This is a genomic window from Rhodococcus sp. 05-2256-B1 (assembly GCF_002258465.1).
Lineage (GTDB): Bacteria > Actinomycetota > Actinomycetes > Mycobacteriales > Mycobacteriaceae > Rhodococcoides > Rhodococcoides fascians.
This window is the reverse complement of record NZ_NOZA01000003.1, coordinates 41,813-66,763: the sequence shown is the minus strand read 5'-3', so window position 1 is coordinate 66,763 and position 24,951 is coordinate 41,813. Positions and strand designations below refer to the sequence as shown.

General features: G+C 64.7%; 23 protein-coding genes. 7 read left to right on the top strand and 16 right to left on the bottom strand.

Annotation, left to right across the window (positions count from 1 at the left end; genetic code table 11):
* Positions 1 to 6: 6 nt before the first annotated feature.
* Genes CH285_RS00395 through CH285_RS00375 form a run of 5 tightly spaced genes read right to left on the bottom strand, consistent with a single transcriptional unit; the run spans position 7 to position 5,942 of the window.
* Entirely contained in the window at positions 7 to 633 is a 627-nt protein-coding gene (locus CH285_RS00395) for a HEAT repeat domain-containing protein (protein ID WP_052068713.1), read from the bottom strand.
* A gap of 34 nt (positions 634 to 667) precedes the next feature.
* On the bottom strand, positions 668 to 2,725 hold the full coding sequence (locus tag CH285_RS00390) for an FUSC family protein (RefSeq protein WP_094642922.1): 2,058 nt from the start codon (positions 2,723 to 2,725) through the stop codon (positions 668 to 670).
* A 21-nt stretch (positions 2,726 to 2,746) separates the two neighbouring features.
* Positions 2,747 to 4,075 carry a GAF domain-containing protein gene (locus CH285_RS00385; protein ID WP_032369368.1) on the bottom strand — a complete coding sequence of 443 codons (1,329 nt, stop codon included), beginning with the start codon at positions 4,073 to 4,075 and terminating at the stop codon, positions 2,747 to 2,749.
* A 44-nt stretch (positions 4,076 to 4,119) separates the two neighbouring features.
* Entirely contained in the window at positions 4,120 to 4,887 is a 768-nt protein-coding gene (locus tag CH285_RS00380; RefSeq protein WP_094642920.1) for an acetoin reductase, read from the bottom strand.
* Entirely contained in the window at positions 4,884 to 5,942 is a 1,059-nt protein-coding gene (locus CH285_RS00375) for a 2,3-butanediol dehydrogenase (RefSeq protein WP_094642918.1), read from the bottom strand. The genes CH285_RS00380 and CH285_RS00375 overlap by 4 nt, the downstream gene beginning before the upstream one ends.
* Positions 5,943 to 6,122: 180 nt before the next feature.
* Between CH285_RS00375 and CH285_RS00370 the strand changes: the two genes are divergently transcribed.
* Both CH285_RS00370 and CH285_RS00365 read left to right on the top strand, forming a co-directional pair.
* Positions 6,123 to 7,238 carry a hypothetical protein gene (locus CH285_RS00370; RefSeq protein WP_094642916.1) on the top strand — a complete coding sequence of 372 codons (1,116 nt, stop codon included), beginning with the start codon at positions 6,123 to 6,125 and terminating at the stop codon, positions 7,236 to 7,238.
* Between the two features lie 92 nt (positions 7,239 to 7,330).
* Positions 7,331 to 9,172, top strand: a complete 1,842-nt coding sequence (locus CH285_RS00365) for a flavin-containing monooxygenase (protein WP_032382166.1) — start codon at positions 7,331 to 7,333, stop codon at positions 9,170 to 9,172.
* A gap of 53 nt (positions 9,173 to 9,225) precedes the next feature.
* Here the strand turns inward: CH285_RS00365 and CH285_RS00360 are convergent, their stop codons facing one another.
* The 6 genes from CH285_RS00360 to CH285_RS00335 all read right to left on the bottom strand — a co-directional run bounded on the left by CH285_RS00360 (position 9,226) and on the right by CH285_RS00335 (position 14,669).
* On the bottom strand, positions 9,226 to 10,587 hold the full coding sequence (locus CH285_RS00360; protein ID WP_255032227.1) for an NAD(P)/FAD-dependent oxidoreductase: 1,362 nt from the start codon (positions 10,585 to 10,587) through the stop codon (positions 9,226 to 9,228).
* A 63-nt stretch (positions 10,588 to 10,650) separates the two neighbouring features.
* Entirely contained in the window at positions 10,651 to 11,655 is a 1,005-nt protein-coding gene (locus CH285_RS00355; RefSeq protein WP_094642912.1) for an aldo/keto reductase family protein, read from the bottom strand.
* 23 nt (positions 11,656 to 11,678) lie between these two features.
* Positions 11,679 to 12,917, bottom strand: coding sequence for a hypothetical protein (locus CH285_RS00350; protein WP_094642910.1), 1,239 nt, complete (start codon positions 12,915 to 12,917; stop codon positions 11,679 to 11,681).
* 7 nt (positions 12,918 to 12,924) lie between these two features.
* Entirely contained in the window at positions 12,925 to 13,389 is a 465-nt protein-coding gene (locus CH285_RS00345) for a MarR family winged helix-turn-helix transcriptional regulator (protein ID WP_094642908.1), read from the bottom strand.
* Positions 13,386 to 13,985, bottom strand: coding sequence for a DJ-1/PfpI family protein (locus CH285_RS00340; protein ID WP_094642906.1), 600 nt, complete (start codon positions 13,983 to 13,985; stop codon positions 13,386 to 13,388). The genes CH285_RS00345 and CH285_RS00340 overlap by 4 nt, the downstream gene beginning before the upstream one ends.
* Before the next feature lie 33 nt (positions 13,986 to 14,018).
* Positions 14,019 to 14,669, bottom strand: a complete 651-nt coding sequence (locus CH285_RS00335) for a hypothetical protein (RefSeq protein ID WP_032364506.1) — start codon at positions 14,667 to 14,669, stop codon at positions 14,019 to 14,021.
* A gap of 99 nt (positions 14,670 to 14,768) precedes the next feature.
* On the opposite strand from CH285_RS00335, the gene CH285_RS00330 reads away from it, so the two are divergent.
* The gene (locus CH285_RS00330; protein ID WP_094642904.1) at positions 14,769 to 15,125 is read left to right on the top strand and encodes an ArsR/SmtB family transcription factor; all 357 of its coding nucleotides are present in this window, start codon (positions 14,769 to 14,771) and stop codon (positions 15,123 to 15,125) included.
* Positions 15,122 to 16,150 (top strand): TIGR03086 family metal-binding protein, encoded by a 1,029-nt coding sequence (locus CH285_RS28555; protein WP_094642902.1) that lies wholly within the window; start codon positions 15,122 to 15,124, stop codon positions 16,148 to 16,150. Before CH285_RS00330 ends, CH285_RS28555 begins: the two co-directional genes overlap by 4 nt.
* Here CH285_RS28555 and CH285_RS00320 read toward each other — a convergent pair.
* The 4 genes from CH285_RS00320 to CH285_RS00305 form a co-directional block, all read right to left on the bottom strand.
* The gene (locus CH285_RS00320; protein WP_094642900.1) at positions 16,147 to 17,130 is read right to left on the bottom strand and encodes an ABC transporter substrate-binding protein; all 984 of its coding nucleotides are present in this window, start codon (positions 17,128 to 17,130) and stop codon (positions 16,147 to 16,149) included. The two genes, CH285_RS28555 and CH285_RS00320, sit on opposite strands and share 4 nt — an antisense overlap.
* A 44-nt stretch (positions 17,131 to 17,174) precedes the next feature.
* Positions 17,175 to 18,320 carry an acyl-CoA dehydrogenase family protein gene (locus tag CH285_RS00315; RefSeq protein WP_239536539.1) on the bottom strand — a complete coding sequence of 382 codons (1,146 nt, stop codon included), beginning with the start codon at positions 18,318 to 18,320 and terminating at the stop codon, positions 17,175 to 17,177.
* A gap of 62 nt (positions 18,321 to 18,382) precedes the next feature.
* Positions 18,383 to 19,210: an SDR family oxidoreductase gene (locus CH285_RS00310; protein ID WP_027494413.1), complete on the bottom strand. Its 828-nt coding sequence runs from the start codon at positions 19,208 to 19,210 to the stop codon at positions 18,383 to 18,385.
* Between the two features lie 72 nt (positions 19,211 to 19,282).
* Entirely contained in the window at positions 19,283 to 20,104 is an 822-nt protein-coding gene (locus tag CH285_RS00305; protein WP_094642898.1) for a sulfurtransferase, read from the bottom strand.
* A gap of 65 nt (positions 20,105 to 20,169) precedes the next feature.
* On the opposite strand from CH285_RS00305, the gene CH285_RS00300 reads away from it, so the two are divergent.
* Positions 20,170 to 21,315, top strand: coding sequence for an NADH:flavin oxidoreductase (locus CH285_RS00300; RefSeq protein WP_176458654.1), 1,146 nt, complete (start codon positions 20,170 to 20,172; stop codon positions 21,313 to 21,315).
* A 190-nt stretch (positions 21,316 to 21,505) separates the two neighbouring features.
* Here CH285_RS00300 and CH285_RS00295 read toward each other — a convergent pair whose 3' ends face one another.
* A complete protein-coding gene (locus CH285_RS00295; RefSeq protein WP_094642896.1) occupies positions 21,506 to 22,021 on the bottom strand; it encodes a CGNR zinc finger domain-containing protein in 516 nt (171 codons plus the stop codon).
* An 86-nt stretch (positions 22,022 to 22,107) separates the two neighbouring features.
* Here CH285_RS00295 and CH285_RS00290 point away from each other — a divergent pair, with 86 nt between their 5' ends.
* Positions 22,108 to 22,989 (top strand): alpha/beta fold hydrolase, encoded by an 882-nt coding sequence (locus CH285_RS00290; protein WP_094642894.1) that lies wholly within the window; start codon positions 22,108 to 22,110, stop codon positions 22,987 to 22,989.
* Between the two features lie 130 nt (positions 22,990 to 23,119).
* Entirely contained in the window at positions 23,120 to 24,940 is a 1,821-nt protein-coding gene (locus tag CH285_RS00285) for a pyridoxamine 5'-phosphate oxidase family protein (RefSeq protein ID WP_176458653.1), read from the top strand.
* The last annotated feature ends 11 nt before the right edge of the window (positions 24,941 to 24,951 follow it).

The window sequence follows — 24,951 nt, the reverse complement described above, 5'->3', positions numbered from 1 at the left end:
CCTATCTCACCCCGTCGGGTCGGCTGCGCCAAGTGCATCGACGCGCTGGGCCTCGAACAACGCAAATCCGCTGTCGGGGTCTCGCAGCAGCGACTCCGTCGCCAGCGCGTGCGCGCGAACAGCAACATCCTTGCTCGACGCGGCCTCGCGCACCATCGGCTCGATCACCGACCCGAGTACCACCAGTGCGCGGCTGAGGCTGCGCTGCAACTCCCGCCCGCCTCGCCCCAGCTGAGTGGACAGCGTCGTCGCCAACCACTGCTCGCTGCCGTCGGGGACCAGGACGACCGCCGCCCGCCACGCGCTTCGGGCCACCTCGTCGTCGGAGTCGGTGATGAGCGGCTCGGTGATCACCGGCCAGGCCGACCGGTCCTTGACCTTCGACAACGTGTGCAACGCCTGACTGCGAGCCTGTGCGCCGCCGGTGCGCACTTCATGCATCAGCCTGGGCACCGTCGACGCAGCGGGGAGACGAATCAATGCCCACGTCAACATCTCTCGAACCTGAAAATCCGGTTCGACGGCGCAACGCTCGAGCAGCGCGTCAAGGAGTTCTGGGTTCTTCGATATTCCGATGTCGAGCGCAGCCCGAAGCCGCACGGAAGAGTTCTGGTGCCGAAGTGAGTCGATCATGGCCGTCAGCCAAGACCTTGTCACCGTGTGAAGGTCAAGCCCGGGTCAGGACGTCCGCGAGCGTCCGATTCATGATGTTCAGCGCTCGCACCGCGATCCGCACCGGTCCGGGTGAGTTGGTGCTGGTGAGCAACACATCCAATACCGTTGTGTCGGTCACCTTCTCGGGCTGATCGACGCGCTTTCCCGCGATCGCCGCCTGCACTTGCCGGGCGGTGTCACGCACCAGGGTTGCGGCCTCACGCAAAGCCTGGGCCGTCTCGGGCGAGGGCATCGATGCGGGATCGGCGCGCGAGGCGATTACACCCGCTCGCGCCAGGCCGTGTGCGGATCGGCCGCTGACGGTCAGCACCCGCAGTAATCGCTTCGCCCCTCGCCGGCTGCGGGTCGTCGGCCCGAGCACGAGCGGCTTCCCCGCCGTCACGACCTCCTTCAGCGCGTTGTCGAGCGTGCGCGTCGACGCCACGAGGTCGGTGGCATTTCCCGGGGTGATCACCGATTCGACGCTGGTGTCGATCAGGGCGTCCAATTGGTCGAGATACGTATCGACCTTGTCCACCAATGTCTTTCGCGTCCCGGTCGAGAAGATGAAGTAGGCGGACGCAATACCGACGGCTCCGCCGACTGCAGTCTCGATGATCCGTAGCTCGAGAACCTCGATGCTGAACGTGCCGAGCAGCCCGTAGAGCATCGCGAGCAGAATGGTCACGAAGAACGACAGCAACGCATACGCGACGGTCACCAGGTAGAACGCGAAGAAGACACAGACGACGATGAGCACCAACTGAACGGATTGGTGATTGCCGACGAGTGCCGCGATCACCACTCCCGCAAGCACTCCCGCCATCGTGCCGAGGATGCGTTGGCCGGCTCTGGTCAGAATCTCGCCGCGCGTCGACGCCCCCGTGAACACCAGGAACGCCGTCAACACGGCCCAGTACCAACGATCCGGTGAGACCAGCTCCCCCAATACCGTTGCCGCGCTGGTCGCGACAGCAACCTGGATTGCCGCCTTGGTGCTGGGGTTCAGGCCGGCAGGCTTGTCCTTGTCCGCCGGCTCGACAGCAGCCTGTCGAGGACTCGACGTGACAGCCACCGCATTGGTGGTGATGTGATGAATGGCGATGTGTGCCTGCACCGCTCGTTGCGCGGATACCGTCGCGATACCGGCGGGGGTCGACGGGTCGGCGCGCTCGGCCGCCGTGGCGGCCAACCGTCGGGCGGCCTTGAGTTGCTCGGCGGACGGGGCGTTCTGCAGGCACGATCCCAGCGCGGTGGTCGCTTGCCCCAGCGCGGTCGGCCACGGCTTGGCGGGATCGAGAGCCCACAGTGAGCTGACGAGTTGTTCGGTGGCGATCTGGGCGTCGAACACACGAAGCGACAGGTCGGTACTCGTCACGCTGAGCAGTTGTCCCGCGTCGTGACGGTCGAGCCAGTCGTCGATCATCAGGGCGGTGTTTCCGAGCCGATCGAGCCTGCGCCGCAACAGTTCCAGATCACGGTCCTCACGCGCCGATGCCGCCGCGAGCACCGATTCCGATACCGCTCGCATGGCGTACAGCAGCCGCCGCACCTCCACGATCGGTCGGTCCGGAAAGACCACCGCCCGTACGAACAGAGCGATGAGCACTCCGCCGACGATCGCCGCGATCAGCATCGGCACTTGCCCCGGGGTCGCCTGAAGGAACAACGCGAAGAAGTACGAGATGAACGCGACCATGCCGAGCGCGGTGCCACGGGGTCCGAATCTGCGCACCCATACGGCCGCGAACAACACCGCGATGAATCCGACGTCGGCCACCGCGCCGAGCCGCGAGAGCAGCGCCGCGACCGTCACTGCCGCCGAGGCGGGCAGCACCATCAGGGCGGTGGTGACGAGCCTGCTGTGCTGGTCTTTGTCCTTGACCGACGCCGACGCCTGCATCGCCACCACGGTGCCGAGCATCGCCACGGTGACCGGCTGGCCGATGGCGCGAGTACCGAGCAGCAGGACCACCATCGCGAGCAACACCGTCAGCGTCGTCGCCGAGGCACCGCGCAGCCGTAACTGCCCGGGATCCGACGCGTCGAGGATGCGGGCGAGGCGGTTCATTCCCCGATTCTGCGCTACGGCTCAGCCCCGTGCGGCCCGGATAGCGGGGGCCGACGAATGCGGTAGCAGCCTGTTCATGTCCGCAGGCGTGATCACGTCGACCGTCGCCGACTCGTCCAGCCGGTAGGGCTGGGTGGAGATGATGCCGGCGAGGTGTTTGCGCAGGCGGGACATCTCGGCCCGCACGGTGATCGCGCGGCCGTCGTCGCCGAAGAGGTCGGCAGCCATCTGCGACGCGGTGCGTCCCTGCCGGTGGATGGCCAGCAGGTAGAGAATCTCGGCGTGCCGGGGCGTCGGCTCGTGGGTCCACTCCCCCACCTCGCTGCGCACCTCCATACGAGGCCTCTGCGAATCGCGCAGGTCGATGCGAATCGTCGTCGTGTTACCGGACTCCGCGACGAACGAGTCCGCCGAGTCGCCAGGAGTGGAGCCGGCGGAACGACCATGAGAAGTGGGTCGCACCAGCCATCCACCGGGCAGGGGTTCGAAGTCGCACACCCCGAGGCTCGGCAGCCAGAAGCGTCCCGTCGCGAGGTCCTCGGGCAGCAGGATGCGATTGCGCAGTGCCACCGATTCGACGGCCGCGACCCACCCGTTCGCGTCGACGGCCAGCGCCGGGGACTGCAGGCGCGCCAGCATCGGTGCGGCCACCGAACGCAGTCGATCCAAGGTGGTTCGGTGAATCTCGCGCAGCTGCGATTCCGCCAACCTCGCCACGGCGTCGACCAGGGCGATGGTGGTGGGGTGCACCGTCTTGGCCGGCCCGCTGACGTCGATGGCGCCGAGCACCTGGCCGGTACGCGGATCGCGAATGGGCGCTCCGGCGCAGGTCCACGAATGATGGCTGCGCACATAGTGTTCGGCCGAGAAGATCTGCACAGCGCGGCGTGAGACCAATGCTGTCCCGATGGCATTGGTGCCCACCGAGTCCTCGGCCCAGTTGGCCCCTTCGACGAACCCGAGACCGTCGGCGCGGTCGAGCACCGACGTCGATCCGCTGCGCCACAGCACTCGACCGTTCCGATCGGCGACGACGAGAATGTTGTCGCCGTCCTGCACCACCGATTCCAGGCCACGGGCGAGGTCGTCCAGAATGTCGAACAACCCCGATTCCCGTCGACTGAACTCGAGATCGGACGCGTCCATCTGTCTCTCGGCAGGATTGCCCAGTTCCGGGTCGATACCGAGGGTCTGCAACCGCCGCCAGGAGTCACCGATGACCTCGCGGGGACGCGCGGGAGACTTCCCGCCGGTCATGGTCGCGTCGTACACGGCAGTGAGAATCTGCGCGTAGCGGCGCGGGTCTTCGCCGGCCGCCAGCGCAGGTTCAGGGCCTGTCGACTGCGTCATCGCTGTCAATTGTGCTCCAGCTCACAAAGCGGATTCATGCGGGGTCACCGGTAGACCAAACCACCATCGATCAACGGTGCCTGTCCGGTCATGTAGTCCGAGTCGGGTCCGGCGAGATACGAGACGAACGCGGCGACGTCCTCGGGAGTCTGCGCCCGACCGAGAGCGATACCGCCGACGAACTTGTCGTAGGTCTCCCCCTCGGCGGCACCGGTCAGCTCGGCGAAGCGCTTGTCGATGGTCACCCACATGTCGGTGCCGACAACGCCGGGGCAGTACGCGTTGACGGTGATGCCGTCCGAGGCGTACTCCTTGGCCGCAGCCTGGGTCAATGCCCGGACCGCGAATTTCGTTGCGCTGTAGACCCCGAGCATCGCGAACCCGTCGTGGCCTGCGATCGAGGAAGCGTTGATGATCTTGCCCTTCTGGCCGAGCGCCTTGAATGTGGCTGCCGCAGCTTGAATTCCCCAGAGCACACCGTCGACGTTGACGGCCCAGATCTTCTTCGTGTCTTCCGGGCGGACGTCGTCGAGCGGCGCGACCTGTGCGATTCCGGCATTGTTGACGATGACGTCGAAGCCGCCGAGCGCTTTATGGGTATGTTCGACGGCCGCGAACACTTGATCGCGATCACTGAAGTCGGCGACGAATGTCGTTGCCTTCGAGCCTGTTCGACGCACCTCGTCGGCCACGCCGGCGATCTTGTCCTCGGCCAGGTCGACCAACGCGATGTCGTGCCCGTCGTTGGCCAACCGCAACGCGATCGCCCGTCCGATGCCCTGACCGGCCCCTGTCACCAGCACCGCGCTCATGCGGGTACACCCGTCGAGGGGTCGACCAGAACTTTCATCTTGGTGCCTGCGTGCAGCGCCTCGAATCCGTCGTCGATGACGCCGTCGAGCGTGATCTTGTCCACCCAGCCCGTCGTGTCGTAGTGGCCCTGGCTCATCAGATCGATGACGGCCTCGTAGTCGGCGGAGGTGTAGCAGAGCGATCCCTGGATGCGGGATTCGTTCATGACGAGCTTCTGCAGCGTTGTGGTGAGCGGCTTTTCGTAGATCGCGACGCTGACGAGCGGTTTGCGAGCACCGATGCAGCCCAGCGCGGTCTCGACGGCCGGTTGCACACCGGCCGCGTCGTAGATGGCGTCGGCCCCGTTGCCGTCGGTCAGATCGGCGATGAAGGCGGGCACGTCCACTGCCGTCGGGTCGAGGGTCTTGGCACCGAGCGCTTCGATCGAGGCGCGACGCGTCGGCGACGGTTCGACGACGTAGACGTTGTCGAGTCCCTTACCGCGCAACGCGAACCACAGGCCGATGCCGATGGGGCCGGCTCCGAACACCATCGCGGTGTCCTCGGGCTTCGGATCCCCCAGTGTCGCAGCGTGATAGGCAACCGACATCGGTTCGACGAGGGCACCGAGTTCGAGAGAGACGTTGTCGGGTAGGGCGTGAATCATGTCCGTGGGGACCACGGTGTATTCGGCCATTCCGCCGTCGGACATCAGTCCGTGGAAGCCGATCTGCGCGCAGATGTTGTAGTTTCCTGCCCGGCAGGGTCCGCAGTGTCCACAGCGGTAGAGCGGTTCGATGGCAACGCGATCGCCGACCGAGATGCCGGTGACACCCGTGCCGAGCTCGGTGACCGTGCCCGAGAACTCGTGTCCGAGCACCAGGGGCATTTCCTGGCCGGTCAGCGGATGCGGCGAGGTGGGGATGAAGATGGGGCCGGCGTAGTACTCGTGTAGGTCGGTTCCGCAGATTCCGTTGAACCCGACCTTGACCTTGACCTGCCCCGCACCGGGATTCGGCTCGGGTACGTCGGTGATCTCCACCTTGTTCGGGCCGTAATACACAGCTGCACGCATCGGTTCTCACTCCTGACTGAATTGGATGCACACAGGTTTATGTGACGACGACCACTTCCGACAGGGTTGCAGTGCGTTGCATCGAATCGGCCGCACTGCAACCTCCCGCAACCCTGACGGTGAGCTGTGATTCAGCTCATAGTGACGGCGACCCTGTCGACCCACCGAGAAGAGACCCCCATGACCGCAACCGCAGACCGACCCCTCGACGAGCCGAAAACGGCTTCAGCACAGGGCAACTGGCTCATATTCGGACTGGCCAACCTCGCCGTGGTCACGGCCGTGTCGCTGGCGACCTGGTATGTGTTCGCCGATCCCACCACCAGTCCCTGGAACTTTTATCCGCTGCCGTTCAACGCCGCGCTGTTCTGGGCCATTCTCTTCATCGTGTTCGTCGGATTCGATTGTGAATTCGCCGGATTCGACTCTCTGAAGCAACCGGTGCGCGGGCTCGCGATCCTGACTTCGACGGCGGCGTTCGCCGTTGCCGTCACCTGGATCCTCGGCAGCGGCCTCGGGGCGTTGTATCCGGATTTCGCCGGCACTCGGGAGGGTGGACTGGGCTACTTCGCCGGAGCGCTGTTCGTGCTGTTCGGATTCGGCACCTGGGTCATGGTGGTCCTCAATTGGCAACACTGGCCGTGGACCGTGCTGCGCATGAAGCAACCGCTGATCGGGCTGTGCGAGATCGCATTCGTCGCCGTCCCGACCCTCGCGTTGTACTTCGTGTTCGGACTGCCGTCGGTCTCCCTCTCGGCCACCGATCCCCTGATGTCCGTGGACACCGCACTCGGCTGGTTCTACTCGATCGTCGTCTCGGTGATCCTGACCGGCCAGACCCTGGACAACTGGCCCTGGAAATTGGCCGGCGGCGGCGGACGGACCGCACTGGCTGCCACCGTCGGCAACGCGGTGCTCGGCACCGCGATCTACTTCCTGATGGTTCCGCTCGCGAAGCTACTCGTCGGCTCGGAAGCCACCGCAGAACTCGGCACGGTGATCAACCAGTTCCCGGCACAGATCGGAGTCTGCTGGGCATTCTGGATGATCTTTTGGGCGAACGGCTTCGGCAATCGCTTCCCCGCGGCGGGACGCGCAGTACTGACCTTCGCGCTGGCCATCGGCACGTTCCTGGCCTACTACTACGTTCTTGCCGAGCACGTGCTCCACGAACCCGTCGTCGCGGCCGGCATCTCCGGCAACGCACTGGGCTTCGTCGACTGGCTGGTGCTGTGGACGTTGATCTACGTCGTCGGATTCCAGTCGTTGGGGTTGAAGAAGCTGTCACCGGCATGAGCCGCTGCAACGCATTGCAACTCTCGACCCGGCTATCCGAAGAGAGTGTGCTGGGTCACATACACGGCACCTCTTCATCGCAAGGAGTTTTCATGACCCAGACCATCGAGCCCGACTCGATCACCCGCACGCACACCCCGCAGGAACGGGTCGACGCCTGGTTGTCGAAGTTCGAGGACGCCCTGGTCGCCCGGGACATTCCTCGTGTTGCCGGCATGTTCGCCGTCAGCAGCTTCTGGCGCGATCTCGTCACGTTCACCTGGAACCTCAAGACGGTCGAGGGCCGGGACGGCGTCGCCGACATGCTGGGCGAGAGGCTCGCCGATACCGACCCGACGGGATTTCACACCACCGAGACCCCCGACGAAGCAGACGGCGTCGTCTCGGCGTGGATCGCATTCGAGACGGCGACGAGCCGCGGCAAGGGACATCTGCGTTTGACGACGGACGCCGAGACCGGTGACGACGTGGCGTGGACGCTGCTGACGACGATGCAGGAGCTCAAGGGATACGAGGAGCGGCAGGGCAAGTCCCGAATCAAGGGTGCCGTGCACGGCTCGAATGCCGATACCCAGAACTGGGCCGAGAAGAAGGAGATGGAGGAGAAGGAGCTCGGCTACAGCGTGCAGCCGTACGTCCTCGTCGTCGGCGGCGGGCAGGGCGGCATCGCCCTCGGTGCTCGGTTCCGTCAACTCGGCGTCCCGGCGATCGTCGTCGACCGTGCCGAGCGCCCCGGAGATCAGTGGCGTGGCCGATACAAGTCACTGTGCCTGCACGACCCGGTCTGGTACGACCATCTGCCCTACCTGCCGTTCCCGCCGAACTGGCCGGTGTTCGCGCCGAAGGACAAGATCGGCGATTGGCTCGAGATGTACACCAAGGTCATGGAGGTTCCGTACTGGAGCAAGACGACCGCGAAGTCCGCGACCTACGACGAGACCGCGAAGGAGTGGACCGTCGTCGTCGACCGCGACGGCGAGGAAGTGATCCTGCGGCCCAAGCAGTTGGTGATGGCCACCGGGATGTCGGGCAAGAAGAACGTACCGAACTTCCCCGGCATGGACGAGTTCGAGGGCGAGCAGCACCATTCCAGCGAACACCCCGGTCCCGACGCCTATGTCGGCAAGCGCGTGGTGGTCGTCGGTTCCAACAACTCGGCGCACGACATCTGCAAGGCGCTGTACGAGACGGGCGTCGACGTCACGATGCTGCAGCGCTCGTCCACGCACATCGTCAAGTCGGACTCGTTGTGCGAGATCGCTCTCGGCGATCTGTACTCCGAGCGCGCGGTGGAGTCCGGAATGACCACGGCCAAAGCAGATCTCACGTTCGCGTCGCTGCCGTACCGGATCATGCACGAGTTCCAGATCCCGGTGTATCAGCAGATCGCGGAGCAGGACAAGGATTTCTACGACCGTCTCGAGAAGGCGGGCTTCCAGCACGACTTCGGTGACGACGGTTCCGGTCTGTTCATGAAGTACCTGCGCCGCGGCTCGGGCTACTACATCGACGTCGGCGCATCCGAGCTCGTCGCGGACGGCAAGATCAAACTCGTTGCCGGACAGGTGGAGCGGATCAGCAAGACCGGCGTCGTACTCGAGGACGGGACCGAACTGCCGGCGGACCTCATCGTCTACGCCACCGGCTACGGCTCGATGAACGGCTGGGTCGCCGATCTCATCGACCAGGAGACCGCCGACAAGGTAGGCAAGTGCTGGGGCCTGGGCTCGGACACCACCAAGGATCCCGGTCCGTGGGAGGGCGAACAGCGGAACATGTGGAAGCCGACGCAGCAGGAGAACTTCTGGTTCCACGGCGGCAATCTGCATCAGTCACGCCACTATTCGCTGTACTTGGCGCTGCAGATCAAGGCGCGTTACGAGGGTATCGACACCCCGGTCTACGGGCTGCAGGAGGTGCATCACCTTCGGTGACGGTCGTGCGCGGAAACTCGTAGTGGGCTACGAGTTTCCGCGCACATGGCTGCCTAGTCGTACACGCCGGTCCCCTGCGCCTTGGCGATCAACGCATCCTCGGAGCGCACCTGATCGAGGTTGACCACGCGGGTGGACAGCACCGTCGAGTACAGCCAATCGGTGGCCACGCGCACCCGGGCGGAGGCGGTGGGCAGGGCATAGAGGTGATAACCGCGGGCGACGAACTTCGCGACGGCTCCGGTGAGGGGCACTCCCAAAGGCTTTGCCACACCGTCGAATCCGCCCAGGTCGGCGACCAGTCCCAGATCCTTGTGTCGGTACGGTCGAGCAGTGCCGACACCGAGGGACGCGGCGACGTTCTTGGCCACCGCTGTGCCCTGCCGCTGCGCGTGTTGAGCGGTGGGCGGCGTCGGCTTCGACGGGTCGGCGGCGATATCGGGCACCGCGGCCGCGTCACCGATGGCCCAGACGTCGTCCACGCCGGGGACCGTGAGGTCGGGGTTGACCACAAGCCGGCCCTTTTCGGTCGGCAAATCGAGTTGCGCGATGAGGGGGCTCGCAGCCACGCCCGCTCCCCACACCAGGGTGCGTGTCGGTACGACGTCGCCGTCCGTCAGCGTCACCGAGTTCGCCGTGGCCGACTCCACCGACACCCCGAGACGCACCTCGACGCCGCGAGCCGCGAGGACTTCCATTGCTTCCTTGCCGAGTCGCTCGCCCAGTTCCGGCAGCACCGCAGGCGCGAGGTCGATGAGCAACCACCGAATGTCCGACGGGTCGACCGTCGCCCACCGGGTAGCGATACCGCGAATCCAATTCTGCATCTGCGCAACGAATTCGGTGCCCGTATAGCCGGCTCCCACAGCGACGACGGTGAGCCGTTCCTTGCGTTCGGCGCGGCCCTCCGGCGTGTCGGGCAGTTCGTCGGCTGCATCCAACTGCTTCAACACGTGGTTGCGAATGAACACCGCTTCGCTCAGGGTCTTGAGACCGTGTGCGTGCTCGGCGACACCGGGGATGTCGAACTGCCTCGTCACCGAACCCGGGGCCAGAATCAGCTTGTCCCAGGCCAGTTCCGAATCACCGTCGGGGCCGGCGACACGAACGCATCGATTCTCGAAGTCGACGGACGTGACGTGCCCCAGCACCAACTTGGTGCGCCGCAACGTCTGTCGTGTCGACACTGCAATGTCCCGCGGATCAAGCACGCCGGTCGCTACCTCGGGCAGCAACGGGCTGTAGAGCAGGTAGTCGTTGGGCGCGACGAGGGTGAACGAGGCGCGGTCCGGGCCCAACAGCTTCTGCATCTTGCGCAGTGCGTAGAAGCCGCCGAACCCGCCGCCGACCACCACCACCCGGGCTGGGGATGCGGGAGCCGGGGCGGTGCTGCGATTACGGAGTGGTGAGCGCATGGTCCACATTAACGCCGAGTATCGCAGCTCCGCCCCGTCAAACGTGGACCGGGCGACGAATCTCTAGACCAACCGGGCTTCCGGGGAGCCGGTCTTGCCCGCATCACGCTCGACCGAATCGCCGAGGGCTTCGTCGATCTTGGCGAGTACATCCGCGTCCAGGGTGACCTCGGACGCCTTGATGTTCTCGGCGATCTGCTCAGGACGCGATGCCCCGACCAGCGCGGCGGAAATGTTGTCGTTGGCCAGAACCCAAGCAACAGCCAACTGCGCCATGGTGATTCCGAGACCGTCGGCGATCGGCTTGAGTGCCTGCACCCGGGTGAGCGTCTGATCGTCGAGGTAGCGCGCGATCATCTTGTCGCCGCCCTTGTCGTCCTTGGCGCGCGAACCGTCGGGCAGCGGTTGTCCGGGTAGGTACTTGCCGGTGAGCACGCCCTGAGCGATGGGTGACCAGACGATCTGCGAGATGCCCAGTTCCTTGGACGTCGGGATCACCTGATCCTCGATGACGCGCCACAAGGCCGAGTACTGCGGCTGGTTCGAGATGATCGAGAACCCGTTCCGCCGTGCCAGTTCCTGGCCGGCGCGGAGCTGATCTGCCGTCCACTCCGAGACGCCGATGTAGAGGGCCTTGCCCTGACGGACGACGTCGCCGAACGCGGCGATGGTCTCTTCGAGCGGGGTCTCGACGTCATAGCGGTGGGCCTGGTAGAGATCGACGTAGTCGGTACCGAGGCGACGCAGCGAGGCATCGATGCCTTCGAAGATGTGTTTGCGGGACAGACCGGTGTCGTTGGGGCCCTTGGGTCCGACGGGGAAGTAGACCTTGGTGAAGATCTCCAGCGATTCGCGACGCTCGCCCTTCAACGCGTCACCGAGGACCGTTTCCGCAGCCCCGTTGGCGTAGACATCGGCGGTATCGAATGTGGTGATGCCTGCATCGAGAGCCGCACGCACGCACTGGGTCGCGATGTCGTTCTCCACCTGCGAACCATGGGTCAACCAATTGCCGTACGTGATCTCCGAAATCTTCAGTCCACTGTTTCCGAGGTATCTGTAAGCCATGTAAGAAAACGGTACTCCGGTGTTCAATTCACAAGTGGCCGACGACCGAGGAACCGCGTCCCGACGCCTGCGAGGACCACCGTCGCCACTGCCGCGCCCGTCGAGAGCCACAGCTCGGCACTGGGCCACGTCGAGTGGTGGAGGGCGGATGTGAGCGGCGTGTACGCAGTCCAACCGTAGGTGACGACCATCGGCACCGTGATCGCCACCGGTACCGCGAGGCCGATGGTCAAGGGCGTGGGAGTAGCCGGCGTGCACGCCACGTACAGGTAGGCCGCAGCGGCCGGGAAGATCACCAGACTTGCCGCGTAGTGCACGTTGTCCCACGGGGGGCGCTCGAACAGCGCGGTCGTACACACCACCGCCAGGGTCGCCAAGCCGACGATCGGTCGACCCCAGCGCAGCCCGAGTGCCGCGCCCACTGTCACCGCAACTGCCGTGATTGCCACGAGCCCGAGCACCCAGATACCGTCCGAAACATCGATGCGCACCCCAGAGGTGGTGGTCGAGGTGAGCAACACGGCTGTCCCGGCGAGCACAAGAATGCCTCCGCGACCCGGTAGCAGAGCGGCGGCAGTGAACAGCACCGGTACGACGAGGAGGCCGAAGTACCAGCTTCCACCGAAGCCGTCTTCAGCTCGAAACAGCATCTGCACGAACATCATATTGAGCAGCAAGCCACCGATCGAGATCAGTAGTATCGCCCCGACCGTGCGGATGCTCCGTTCCGGTGGCACATGGTCGTCGCTGCGGTCGACACGAGCTGCCGAGGCCACTGCAATTACGACCAGTACGCACAGCACAGGAACGACCACCGGCGGGCCGATATCGGATTCGGTGAGGTAGTCGGCGTAGCGCCGCGGGATACTCGGATGCTGCAAGGCCTCGACCGCGCCTGCACTGAGTAGTCCGACGAGGAACGACCCGATCGACAGTGCTTGCCGAGCTCGTACACCGTTCGCCCGTACTGCACTGCATCCCAACAGAACTCCGCCTGCCACCACCTCGGCGAGGTCGGAGGGCATCATCAGTGCCGTCACCCCGGCACCAATGGCCGCAGCGATGGACAGGCCGGCCAAAATACTGCGCCGACGGACGAGCATGGCCAGACCCGACGCCAGAATCACTGCTAAGGCGACTCCCCCTCCGCCGCTGGAGAACACCACACCCCCGACGCTGGTGTCGCCGAAGATATCGACCCCGTCGGATTGCGAGAGCAAACCGGCCAGGAGCCCGGACAGAACGATCGCGAGCGCTGACATCCCCGAATTATGCACGGCCACCGCGGTAGGCGCGGGATGCCGCAACGATCTTCTCCAAAGTCTGTGCAAAAGCACGCAATTCGTCCTCACCCACCGCGGCGCCGACCGCGTCCGACCACGCGTGTTGAGCATCTCGCAGAGTGGCTACGGTCTCGCGTCCCTTCGGGGTGGGCTCGAGGAGCTTCGCTCGCTTGTGGTTCGGATTCTCGATGTAGACGGCCCAGCCCCTGTCCACCAACAGGTTTGCGGTTCGTTGCACACTCTGCCGCGCCAAACCCAGACCGACGCGTCGCGCAATATCGGCCACCGAGAGCGGCTCGTCGAGAGTGGCCCCGAGAACCTGCCACCAGGCCGGCGTCAATCCTGTCGGTTCGGTGATGTCCTGTGCGGCAGCGAGGAATTCGCCGTTGAGCTCGAAGACCGGCAGGACCACCTCGGTGAGCGCATCTCCCTCCGGCGTTCGTCGGCTCATGCGCCCGTCAGCTGGTCGTAGAATCTGCGCTCCCCCGTCGTGTAGAGCCCGTACCATGCGTCGATGATGGGCTGCGGGAACACCTCCAGGCGCTCGAACACCAGCTTGGCGAACTCGATCGGTGCGGTCGCTCCCGAGGTGATGACGGTGCCGTCGGACACTGCCTTCTCCTCGCGGTAACGCTCTGCTCCGCGGTATTCCGCAGCCTGAGTGAGGAATTCGGCGGCATTCGAGGTATGTGGCCGGTCGTCGAGCAGGCCGGTCCGAGCCAGCCCGTAGGTTGCCCCGCAGATTGCTGCGACCGGAGTGCCCGCCGCAACAAGTTCGGCGGCCAGTTCCAACGCCGCCCCGTTGGCGGATTCCCACGTGCCGGCACCGGGCAGGATCAGCGCGTCGACGGGCGGAAGATCGGCCAACGCAACGTCGGGGGTAATCCTCAGGCCGCCCATCGTCGTCACCGCCTCCCCCGACTCCGATGCGACGAGCAACCGGTTGGCGTCGGGATTCTGCTCGCGGGCCATTGCGAGCCCGGCGATGAGGTAGCCGTACTCCCAATCGGCCATGGTGTCGGTGGCATACAGCGCAACGGTCATCATGGGACGGTCCTCACGTCGATTGACAGGATACTGTCAATCATTCGCTTTTGACAACAGGCTGTCAATCCCGGGGATCACTCGCGTTGCTTTTTCACGAGGTCCCACCTCGCGCAAGTAGATCCGGCAAGCAGCGTGATAGCGCTGATCGAACGCGTCGCCGGCCGCTTGTGCACCACCCAGCGCATCGGCGTCACGCGCAATTCCGCGCAACCTCGCGACATCGAAGGGCGTGTCGACGAAGATCGAGTAATCCCAATAGTCCGGTAGCGGTGGCCGATGCAAGAACGTTCCATCGACGACGAGAATTGCATCCGAGGGAACGTACTCAGGGGCGTCCTCGACCAATTCGTCAGACGCCAGATCGATCACTCGACGCCGAATACACCCACTCCCGTTCGGCCCAAGAGGATCCAACACATGGGAAATCAGCGCCCCGAAGTCGTATGCGTCTTCGTAGTAGCCCGCAGCAGATGCTCGACCCTGCCGATACCGATGGGCTCGCCGGTGATGAAAGCCGTCCATGGTGACATGCAAGGCAGATCGACCCTGCGCCACAACGGCTTCGGCCAGCCACCGAGCACACGTCGACTTTCCCGATGCCGTCACCCCATCGACCGCCACACGCACCGGATGACCCGGGTCGAGAGACACAAGATCGGACACCACATCGTCACCCAAGCTCATGAGTCGAGCGTAGGGCACCGAATCATCCTTTATAAACCAATTGGTTGACTACACAGCTCGAGGGGCATATCTTGGCTGTATTCGAGGAGGTGGGTGACCATGGACGACCCTATCGAGCAGCTCAATCGAACCTTTGCAGCGTTGGCGGACCCCACTCGGCGTGACATGGTTGCTCGGCTTGCGGGTGCCGACGCCAACGTCAGCGAACTGGCCGAGCCGTACGACATGAGCCTGCAGGCAGTCTCCAAGCACGTGAAGGTGCTCGAGGACGCCGGGCTGGTGACGCGCAGCAAAGACGCCCAGCGCAGACCGGTGCATTTGGATGCAGAGGTGTTCGGACTGATGGCGAAGTGGATCGAGCGTTACCGCCAGGAGGCCGAGCAGCGCTACCGACGTCTCGACGACCTGCTGTATCACGTTGTAACACAAGACGACTCTCAGAAGGACGTGTCATGACCGAGCACGAAACCGAGATAGTAGCGGACGACAAAGTACCCACCATCGAGATCATCAGGCAGTTCGATGCGTCGCCCGAGCAGGTGTTCCGCGCACACGTCGACCCCGATCTGTATCGGCAGTGGGTAGGCCCACGGTCGGTGACGACGCGAATCATCGCGTGGGACGCGCGAACCGGCGGCGCATGGTCGTTCGCGAACGACCGCGACGGCGAGGAGATCGCGTCGTTCTTCGGCAGCTTCCACGAGGTTCGCGCGAACGAGCGGATCGTGTGGACCTTCACCTACGAAGGCGATCCGGATTCGGTCGCCCTCGAGACCATGGCTTTCGAGGCCCGCGACGACGGCGGCACGCGATTGAGGGTGCTGAGCGTCCTGTCCGACTTCACAACCCGAGACGGGATGCTCTCCAGCGGAATGGATGTGGGAGTCAGGGAGGGCTACGAGAAACTCGATGCACTGTTGACGGGACCGGCTGCGCAGCATGCACGGGACGCCGCCGCGTTCACGGCGTTGGTCGAATCCGTTTCCGGGGACGCGTGGTCTCGGCCCACTCCGATACCGGAGTGGAACGCGCTGGGTGTCGTCGAACACCTCGTCGGTTGGTCACGGGGTTTCCTCGGCGGTGTCGAGGGTGTCGAGCTCACCGAACTCGACGTGGCGCGCGATCCTGCCGCCGCGTGGGCGCGACACGTCGCCGACATCCAAGCCATCCTCGACGCCCCCGCAGGCCGCATCCTGAGCAATCCGCACATCGGCGACATGCCGGTCGAAGACGCGATCGACCGGTTCTATACCGCCGATGTGTGGATGCACACCTGGGACTTGGCCAAAGCCCTGGGACGCGAACCCGATCTCGGCGAAGAGCGTTGCGCCGCAGCGCTGATCACCATGAAACCGATGGATCGTGTGCTCCGCGAGAGCGGGCAGTTCGGCCCCACCGTCGACGTCGACGACAACGCATCCGCCCAGGACAGGTTGATGGCCTTCATCGGACGCGACCCGTCCTGGTCACCCGACAACTAGATACCCACAGCCTCGAGCTGCGGACGAATCTCGTTCAGCGAGAACTCGACCGACGCTTTCGATGGTGTATTGAATCCCACCACCGTCGCGTAGTCGACGACGGCAACTCCGCCGCCGGTCGCCGCGGGCAGGCTGGTGAATCCCGGAAGTTGTTCGAGGTCTTCGCGCGTGCCGCCGTTGGGGAGAATGACCACGAGGTCTGCGGTGAGAACGTCCAGCCGTTCGGGGCTCAGCACGATCCGGCCGTGAGAGATGTCGGGCGAGTTCACCAAATCCTGCGGGACGTCGAGTCCGATGCTGTCGAAGACTTTCGCGGCACCGTCCTCCGGGTCGGCGACGACCGCAAGCTGCTGACTGTCGAAAACGAACTGCGACAACACAGCCGACTTACCGTCGAGCTCCGGGTACTGCTGACGGATGCCATCGGTTACGGCATGCCCCTCGTCGATGATGCTCTGTGCATCGTCCTCGCGATCGAGCACCCGCCCGAGCGTCTCGATCTGCGATTCCCACGTCTCGAACTTCTCCGCCTTCGGAAATATCGTGGGCGCGACGTCGGACAAGCTCTTGTACGGCTCTATCGACGGTATCCCCGACAGCAGGATCAGGTCGGGCTGTAGCGCCGCGATCTGCTCGGTCGGCACCGAAGCCCCCATCTGATCGACGGCGGCCGGGTCGAGCATCTGGGCATCCGTACCCACTGCGGACTGCCAGGGGTAGAGCCCGCGTTCGTCGCCGTTCGATCCGGCGGAGACATACCCGACGGGTTGCACGTCGAATTCGAGCAGCGCGTCCACCCACTGCTGCCCGAACGCGACGATGCGCTGTGGCGTTCCCGTGATCTGCGTGGGTCCGGCGAGTGTGTCGACGGTGACGATGCGGGTGTCGGAGCCGGCGTCGTCAGCGGTGTTACTGCTGCACGATGCCAGCGTCAGGGCCGTGGCGACGGCAAAGGCGCACCCCAGGAAGGTCCTTGTCATCGGCAGAAATTAGCACAGCCTTGCCTTCCTGGGGTGAGCTACGTTCACATGTACTTGCGCAGCTCCATCTTCGCGATGGACATCTTGTGCACCTCGTCGGGACCGTCGGCGAGCCGCAGCGTCCGCACGTGTGCGTACATCATGGCGAGCGGGAAGTCGTTGCTGACTCCGCCGCCGCCGTGCACCTGAATGGCGCGGTCGATGATCTTCAGCGCCATCTCGGGCGCAGCGACCTTGATCGCGGCGATCTCGGTGCGTGCTTCCTTGTTTCCGACGGTGTCCATCAGGTAGGCGGCCTTGAACGTCAGCAGCCGCGTCTTCTCGATCTCGATGCGCGCCTCGGCGATCCAGTCCTGGATGTTCGCACGCATGGCGACCGGCTTGCCGAAGGTCACCCGTGAAACCGCACGGCGACAGAGCAATTCGAGCGCTCGCTCCGCAACACCGATGGTCCGCATCGCGTGGTGGATGCGGCCGGGCCCCAGTCGAGCCTGACTGATCGCAAACCCCTCACCCGGCCCCTTCAGCACGTCCTTCGCCGGCACCCGCACGTCCTCGAAGAGCACCTCGGCGTGCCCTTCGCGGTCGACGTAGCCGAAGACGGGCAGGTTGCGCAGCACGGTGACGCCGGGCGCATCGATGGGCACGACGAGCATCGACTGCTGCCGGTGCGTTGCTGCCTCAGGGTCGGTCTTGCCCATGACGATCAGAACCTTGCAGTTCTTGTGCATCGCGTTCGACGTCCACCATTTGCGCCCGTTCAGGATGAAGTCGTCGCCGTCGCGGTCCATCTTCATCGCGATGTTGGTGGCATCGGAACTGGCGACGTCGGGCTCGGTCATCGCGAAGGCCGAACGAATCTTGCCGTCCAGCAACGGCTTCAGGTACTTCTCTTTGTGCTCGTCGGTACCGAAGAGGGTGAACACCTCCATGTTGCCGGTATCGGGTGCGTTGCAGTTGCAGGCTTCGGGGGCGAGCAGGCTGCGGCCCATGATCTCGGCCAGCGGGGCATATTCGAGGTTGGTCAGGCCGGGGCCCCACTCGGGGTGCGGATGGAACAGATTCCACAGTCCACGCGAGCGCGCTTCCTTCTTCAGGTCCTCGAGAATCGGGGGATGGAAGTGCGGGTCCCCGGCTTCGAGCATCTGCTGCTCGTACACCGCCTCCGCCGGATAGACGTGAGAGTCCATGAACTCCAACAGATCCGACTCGTACTTCTTTGCGCGGTCGCTGGTCTCGAAAAATGCCACGTTCAGTTCCCCTGTTGGTTGTCGAGCAAGCTGTCCTGGTAGCGGCGCATGCCGCGCAACCACCGGTCGTAATCGGCACCTTTGTTGCGGTACATGTCCAGTACGTTCTCGTGGGGCAGGATCAGGAACTGCTCCCGGTCCATCGCGTCGAGCACCACGTCGGCGACGTCGAGCGGCTCGAGCACAGCGCCCGCGCTCAGTACCGCGGCAGTTGCGGCCGCTCCCAAGGCATCTCCCGATTCGCGGCCTTCGTAGAGCAGCTTGGTATTGACGCCCATCGGGCACAGGCAGCTGACGCGAATGCCCCGATTGCCGTAGGTGACGTTGAGCCATTCGGCGAACCCGACCGCAGCATGCTTGGTCGTCGCGTATGTCGCGGAACCGATCTGGGTGAGCAAGCCGGCTGCCGAGGCCGTACTGACGAAGTAGCCCTCACCACGTTCGAGCCAACCGGGCACCAACAGCTGCGCAGCGCGGATGTGTGCGCGCACATTGACGTCGAAGGACAGGTCCCAGTCCTGTTCGCTGGCGTCGAGCCCGGGGGCACCACTGATGCCGGCGTTTGCGAAATACAGATCGACCGGACCGAACGACTCTTCGGCGACCGCGATCAGCCGCTCGATATCCCCGATGTCCGACGCGTCGGCCGCGGCAGCGACGGCTGTGCCCGGCCGGTCTCGCTCGATGGCGTCGACCACGGATCGGGCCGTGGACTCGTCCACATCGGAGACGACGACGCGGGCTCCGTGTTCGGTGAGTCTGGCGGCGATGGCTCCGCCGATTCCGCCACCACCTCCGGTGACGATGGCGACCTTGCCTGCAACCTTCATTCCCCAGGTATAGTTGAAGTCAGATTCAAGTTCAACCCTGGTTGAATGAACTGCCAGCTCAGCCCCGGTGTGTCATGCCCTCGGCCGCGTCGGATCGGCGATCCAACCCGACCACGAGCCGGGATACAACGCCGCATCGATACCTGCCAACTCCAGTGCGAGAACCTGATGTGCAGCGGTCACGCCCGAGCCGCAGTAGACGGCGACGTCCTTGCCCTTCGGCACGAGTCCACCGAATGCGCCATCGAGTACCTCCGGGGGCAGGAAGCGCCCGTCGGAATCGACATTGTCGGTCGTCGGCCTGTTGATCGCCCCGGGGATGTGGCCGGCCACGGGATCGACTGGCTCGACCTCGCCGCGGAACCGTTCGGGTGCGCGGGCGTCGAGCAGGACGTTCTCGCGGGCGAAGGCCAGCACGTCCTCGACCTCGAGGACCCGGGCCAGCGGTGGCCGCGCCGTGAACGATCCGGCCGCCACGATCGAGGGCTCGGTGCCGACGGAATATCCCTCGTCGACCCATCGCGCGAACCCGCCGTCGAGGACGCGCACATCCCGGTGGCCGAAGTAGCGGAGCAACCACCAGGCCCGCGCAGCCGCAGTTGCCGGGCCCGCGTCGTAGACCACCACCGCGGAATCGTCGCCGACTCCGGCTCCCCGCATTGCCGCGACGAACGTGTCCGCATCAGGCAGCGGATGGCGACCACGATCGTCTGGCGGTGCCGCCAGTTCCGTACCGAGGTCGACGAATTGCGCGGTCGGGATGTGCCCCGCCTCGTAACCTGCTCTGTCGCTACCGTTTTGAAGGGTCCACCGAATGTCCAGGACCACTGGGCCGCGACCCATCTCGAACAGATCGTGTAATTCGGAAGCTGATATCAGCGGCGACTGGCTCATAGTGTTTCGACGCTAACAGTCCGGGAGGGGGAATAGCTCGGAGTCCGACCAGGTTGTGCGCAGGCGTGACCGAAACTGCAACGACAACACCGCACCTGTCCACCGCCGGGCTCTTCGAGCCGTTCGAGGTCAAGTCGCTGAAGCTGCGTAACCGCTTCGCGATGGCCCCGATGACGAGGGCGTTCTCGCCCGACGGCATCCCCGGCCCGGACGTGGCGGAGTACTACCGCAAACGTGCAGCAGGCGGCACCGGCCTCATCATCACCGAGGGTACGTACATCCCCGACCCCGCCGCAGGACCGCACACCCGCGTACCGAGGATCTACGGCGACGCCAGCCTCGAAGGATGGAAGGGCGTCGTCGATGCGGTCCACGCCGAGGGCAGCGCGATCATCCCCCAGCTGTGGCACCTGGGGGTCGAGCGCGGCACCGAGCCACGCCTGTTCCCCGACGTCACCACCGTCAGCCCGTCCGGCATCGCTCTCGACGGCTCCTCGGTCGGGCGCGCCTTCACCGACGCCGATCTCGACGAACTGACCTCGCACTGGGTTCAGGCTGCCGTCAACGCGAAGAACACCGGCTTCGACGGCCTGGAATTGCACGGCGCTCACGGCTATCTCCTCGACGAGTTCCTCTGGGCAACAACCAATGTGCGTGACGATGAATTCGGCGGATCTCTCGAGGCCCGGACCCGCTTCCCCGCACAGGTTGTCGCCGCGATCCGCGCCGCGGTGGGTGAGGACTTTGCCATCGTGTACCGCTTCTCGCAGTGGAAGAGCAACCACTTCGACGCTCGACTCGCAGAGAACCCGGTCGAACTCGATCGCGTCCTCACGCCGCTGGTCGACGCAGGCGTGGACGTACTGCATGCTTCGACTCGTCGGCACTGGGATCCGGCATTCCCCGAACTGGACGGAGCGGACGGCAAGCTCGGTCTGGCCGGTTGGACGCGCAAGCTCACCGGCGTTCCGACCATCACCGTCGGCTCCGTGGGCCTCGATTCGGTGTTCACCTCGGCATGGTCGGAGGACGCGGCCTCCGGTGTGACGGGACTGGACGCGTTGGCCGGTCAGTTCCAGGACGGCGAGTTCGACCTGGTGGCCGTCGGACGGGCGCTGCTCTCCGATCCGGAGTGGGTGAACAAGGTCGGCGACGGCCGCGTCGACGAGCGCATCGAATTCACGCGCGACCACATTCGGAACCTGGTCTGACACCCCCAGCCCTGGTCGCCCTCGGGTCCTAGCGCCCGAGGGCGACTCTCACCTCCTGCACGACGAGCCCACGATCGGTCGGTCGTGGGCTCGCGTGTTGCGCCCGAGCAGGAGACGGCACACCCCGCGCCGGCCAGCAGAATGTTCGCGACGAGGGCGATCGCCCTGCGCCCGCTGCGGCGCGCGACAATCAGTCGCCCGCTGCCCGAGCACGGTGCCGTCGGGCCTTCATCTTGTTGCCACACGTGGCCATCGAACACCACCGCGCGGTGCCCGCACGGGAGCGATCCAGGAGAAACAGGCGGCACTCGTCATTCGCACACGGACGCAGTGCGCCGGGAATAGTCTCACGAATCTCCGCCCAGGCCAGCACTATTCGCGCAGCCAGTCGGCGATCCTCGGCCACCTGCAGATTCCAGTCCAGCGCGTCATCGGTCAGCACCGGCACCCGCGAGAGGCCATCCAAGTACGTTCTCAGCGACGACGGTGACGCCTCACCCCGCACCACCCGCTGAAGGTCGTCACGCACAGCGCGACACACCCGAAGCTCCTCGGCGCTTCCGGTCCCGCCGCGTGCACTCAGCCAGTCTCGGCCGTCGGCGTCGCCCGCCAGGAGATCGATCGGCTGATCATCCACGACCGGTGTGGTGTTGAGCAGGTCGATCAGCAGTGCCTCATCGATCGCCCGTGCTTCCGCGGTGTCCATGTAACCATCATAGACCGCTTGACAGGTTACGGCCAGTGTGGTTCCGTCATGGGAGTAACCACATCAACTACCTATAGGGGTTATTCATGGTCGCCGTTCATCACCACACCACCACCGTCGACGGACTCGAAGTCTTCTACCGCGAGGCCGGCAATCCCGCCGATCCCACCATCGTGCTGCTGCACGGAACACCCTCGAGCTCTTTCATGTTCCGACACCTCATCCCGTTGTTGGGCAAGCATTTTCACGTGATCGCACCCGACCTCATCGGCTTCGGATACTCGGCAGCTCCATCCGTCGACAACTTCGACTACACCTTCGACACGCTCACCGCGGTGACCGATCACCTCCTCGAGCAGCTGGGTCTCGACCGGTACGCGATCTACACCCAGGACTACGGCGCACCCGTCGGATGGCGTCTCGCCCTCAGCCATCCCGATCGCATCACCGCCATCGTCACTCAAAACGGAAATGCCTACGAGGAAGGGTTCGTCGACTCGTTCTGGGCTCCTCTATGGACCTACGCGAATAACCGCACACCGGAAACCGCGGCTCCGCTGCGCGAAGCACTCGAACTGGACGCCGTCCGATGGCAGTACGTCCACGGTGTCTCCGATTCGACGCTCCTGAGTCCCGACGCTTGGATCCACGACCACGCGCTACTCACCCGCCCCGGCATCGACGAGATCCAACTGCGGCTGTTCGCCGACTATCCGACCAACGTCCGCCTGTATCCCGCGGTGCAGCGCTACTTTCGCGATTGTCGTCCCCCGCTCCTTGCTGTCTGGGGCAAGAACGACGAGATCTTCGGACCCGACGGTGCGCGCGCGTTCCTGCGCGATCTCCCCGACGCGGAAATTCATCTACTGGACGGGGGCCACTTCCTCCTCGAAAGCCACCTCGACGACGTCGCCACCCTGATCACCACCTTCCTGCACCGATCTTCCGGGGCGCGACACGCAGCCTGATAGAGAACTTGTTCTCGATTCCGCACCAGCTATTCCCAATAGCAAGGCCAACAGCCTCCGAGAAAGGCCAGACGTCATGCGAGCAGATGACGACCACATGCCGAGCCAGTGGCATCCAGGGGAGGAGACGATGCACCGTCTTCTGCAGGTGCCGTACGAGGACAACCCCACTGTCCCAGGGCTGCCCGCCGCATACGGACCCTGGATGAGCCGGAGCCCACTCGTGGTGCTGGGGACGATCGGCGTCGACGGCCGCGTGTGGACAACGCTGCTCGGAGGCGCTCCGGGAACAGCAACCGTGGCCGCGGACAGTGTTCTCCGAGTGAGGTTTCGGACCCGGCTCGAACCTCGTCCCGCAGATCCGGGCGCTCACTGGACGGGTACCGACCCAGTGCTCGAGGGTCTCGTGGGCGACGAAGCCACGAACGGACGAGGAAGGCTGGTCTCGGGCCTCGTCATCGATCTCGAGCACAGGGGCCGGGTCAAGATCGCAGGACGGCTGCACGACGGGATGGTGATGGAAAGGCGAACGAACACAACGCCTTCGGAGACCAGCGAACCTATCGACGTACAGGTGAATGTCGCAGTCGACGAAACCCTCGGAAACTGCCCCAAATATCTGAACAAGCGGGCGATAACACCCTACGCATCATCTCCGCAGTTGATCACCGATTCGCTCCCCCTACCAGCCGACGCCCTCGCCCTCATCGGCAGATCCGACACGTTCCTCATCTCCAGCCGACACGGAGCCCACAGCATGGACACCAACATCCGCGGTGGGGCACCAGGATTCGTCCGGATATTCAGTAACTCCGACACGGAGGGCGTGACCCTGGTGTACCCGGAGTACTCGGGGAACCGCCTCTACCAGACGTTGGGAAACATCACTTCCGACCGGGCAGTGGGACTCACCTTTCCCGATTTCGACACCGGCGACATCCTCTACCTGACGGGACGCGCAGAGGTACTGATCGGAGATGCCGCTGAAAGCGTTCTGCCACGTAGCAGTATGGCTGTACGGATCGATATCGAGGCAGTGCGCTTCGTAAGAGAGGGCCTTGCATTCCGAGGCACGCTGCTCGACCCGTCGCCGTACAACCCGCCGGTTCGAAGATTGGCCCGCGAGGTCGGAGGTTCGGGCCGGCGGCCCAGATCAGCGGACAGAATGCTTGCCTCGCTGATCCACAAGCTGCCGATCACACCGACGATATCGCGCTACACATTCCGGCTTTCTCCGGGCGAGTCGTCGACGCCGGTGCGATGGCGTGCAGGGCAACACGTCACCCTCGACTTCTCGGATCGACTCGATCGTGGCTGGTCGCACATGCGCGATCATGACCCGAGCTCCCTCAACGACGACTTCATCAGAACGTTCACGGTGTCCAGCGAACCGAACACTTCGGGCAGCAATGTATTCGAGATAACCGTTCGGGAGCACGGACCGGTCAGCCGCCTGCTGTCGCGGTGGACTCCAGGGTCGGACCTGGCCGTCCCTGTCATGGGCTTCGGCGGCGAGGACGACACCAGATACGGCGATACGCAGCCTGATACCGACGACGTAGTGGTCGTGGCATCGGGGATCGGGATCACGCCCTTCATGGCGCAGGCGCATGCTGCCCACGAATCCGGACTCGCGCTGACCCTGCTGTGGAGCATCCGCGCAGAGGACCTGGCTCTCGCCGTCGACGTCATCGAGCAGGTCGGCCACTTGGGGACGGCGATCACGATGTTCATCACCGGACAGTTGGACACCGACGGGCATGCCAAGGCAGGCACTCTCGAACAGCTCCGAGCCCGGACATACATACGACGAATGACCGAGTCCGACGTCAAAGCCGTAGGCCACGTGGGGCGACGACAGTTCTACGTGTGCGCGGATCGGCCTCTGCACCAAGCAGTTCTGGAGTGGGTGGCCGGTGAAGATGTCAGGTTCGAGGCGTTCGACTACTGAACGCTGCACCT

Excerpts from the sequence above, each read along its gene's own strand:
- CH285_RS00395 (WP_052068713.1), bottom strand. The coding sequence starts at position 633 with ATGATCGACTCACTTCGGCACCAGAACTCTTCCGTGCGGCTTCGGGCT.
- CH285_RS00390 (WP_094642922.1), bottom strand. The coding sequence starts at position 2,725 with ATGAACCGCCTCGCCCGCATCCTCGACGCGTCGGATCCCGGGCAGTTA.
- CH285_RS00385 (WP_032369368.1), bottom strand. The coding sequence starts at position 4,075 with ATGACGCAGTCGACAGGCCCTGAACCTGCGCTGGCGGCCGGCGAAGAC.
- CH285_RS00380 (WP_094642920.1), bottom strand. The coding sequence starts at position 4,887 with ATGAGCGCGGTGCTGGTGACAGGGGCCGGTCAGGGCATCGGACGGGCG.
- CH285_RS00375 (WP_094642918.1), bottom strand. The coding sequence starts at position 5,942 with ATGCGTGCAGCTGTGTATTACGGCCCGAACAAGGTGGAGATCACCGAC.
- CH285_RS00370 (WP_094642916.1), top strand. The coding sequence starts at position 6,123 with ATGACCGCAACCGCAGACCGACCCCTCGACGAGCCGAAAACGGCTTCA.
- CH285_RS00365 (WP_032382166.1), top strand. The coding sequence starts at position 7,331 with ATGACCCAGACCATCGAGCCCGACTCGATCACCCGCACGCACACCCCG.
- CH285_RS00360 (WP_255032227.1), bottom strand. The coding sequence starts at position 10,587 with ATGCGCTCACCACTCCGTAATCGCAGCACCGCCCCGGCTCCCGCATCC.
- CH285_RS00355 (WP_094642912.1), bottom strand. The coding sequence starts at position 11,655 with ATGGCTTACAGATACCTCGGAAACAGTGGACTGAAGATTTCGGAGATC.
- CH285_RS00350 (WP_094642910.1), bottom strand. The coding sequence starts at position 12,917 with ATGTCAGCGCTCGCGATCGTTCTGTCCGGGCTCCTGGCCGGTTTGCTC.
- CH285_RS00345 (WP_094642908.1), bottom strand. The coding sequence starts at position 13,389 with ATGAGCCGACGAACGCCGGAGGGAGATGCGCTCACCGAGGTGGTCCTG.
- CH285_RS00340 (WP_094642906.1), bottom strand. The coding sequence starts at position 13,985 with ATGATGACCGTTGCGCTGTATGCCACCGACACCATGGCCGATTGGGAG.
- CH285_RS00335 (WP_032364506.1), bottom strand. The coding sequence starts at position 14,669 with ATGAGCTTGGGTGACGATGTGGTGTCCGATCTTGTGTCTCTCGACCCG.
- CH285_RS00330 (WP_094642904.1), top strand. The coding sequence starts at position 14,769 with ATGGACGACCCTATCGAGCAGCTCAATCGAACCTTTGCAGCGTTGGCG.
- CH285_RS28555 (WP_094642902.1), top strand. The coding sequence starts at position 15,122 with ATGACCGAGCACGAAACCGAGATAGTAGCGGACGACAAAGTACCCACC.
- CH285_RS00320 (WP_094642900.1), bottom strand. The coding sequence starts at position 17,130 with ATGACAAGGACCTTCCTGGGGTGCGCCTTTGCCGTCGCCACGGCCCTG.
- CH285_RS00315 (WP_239536539.1), bottom strand. The coding sequence starts at position 18,320 with ATGGACTCTCACGTCTATCCGGCGGAGGCGGTGTACGAGCAGCAGATG.
- CH285_RS00310 (WP_027494413.1), bottom strand. The coding sequence starts at position 19,210 with ATGAAGGTTGCAGGCAAGGTCGCCATCGTCACCGGAGGTGGTGGCGGA.
- CH285_RS00305 (WP_094642898.1), bottom strand. The coding sequence starts at position 20,104 with ATGAGCCAGTCGCCGCTGATATCAGCTTCCGAATTACACGATCTGTTC.
- CH285_RS00295 (WP_094642896.1), bottom strand. The coding sequence starts at position 22,021 with ATGGACACCGCGGAAGCACGGGCGATCGATGAGGCACTGCTGATCGAC.
- CH285_RS00290 (WP_094642894.1), top strand. The coding sequence starts at position 22,108 with ATGGTCGCCGTTCATCACCACACCACCACCGTCGACGGACTCGAAGTC.
- CH285_RS00285 (WP_176458653.1), top strand. The coding sequence starts at position 23,120 with ATGCACCGTCTTCTGCAGGTGCCGTACGAGGACAACCCCACTGTCCCA.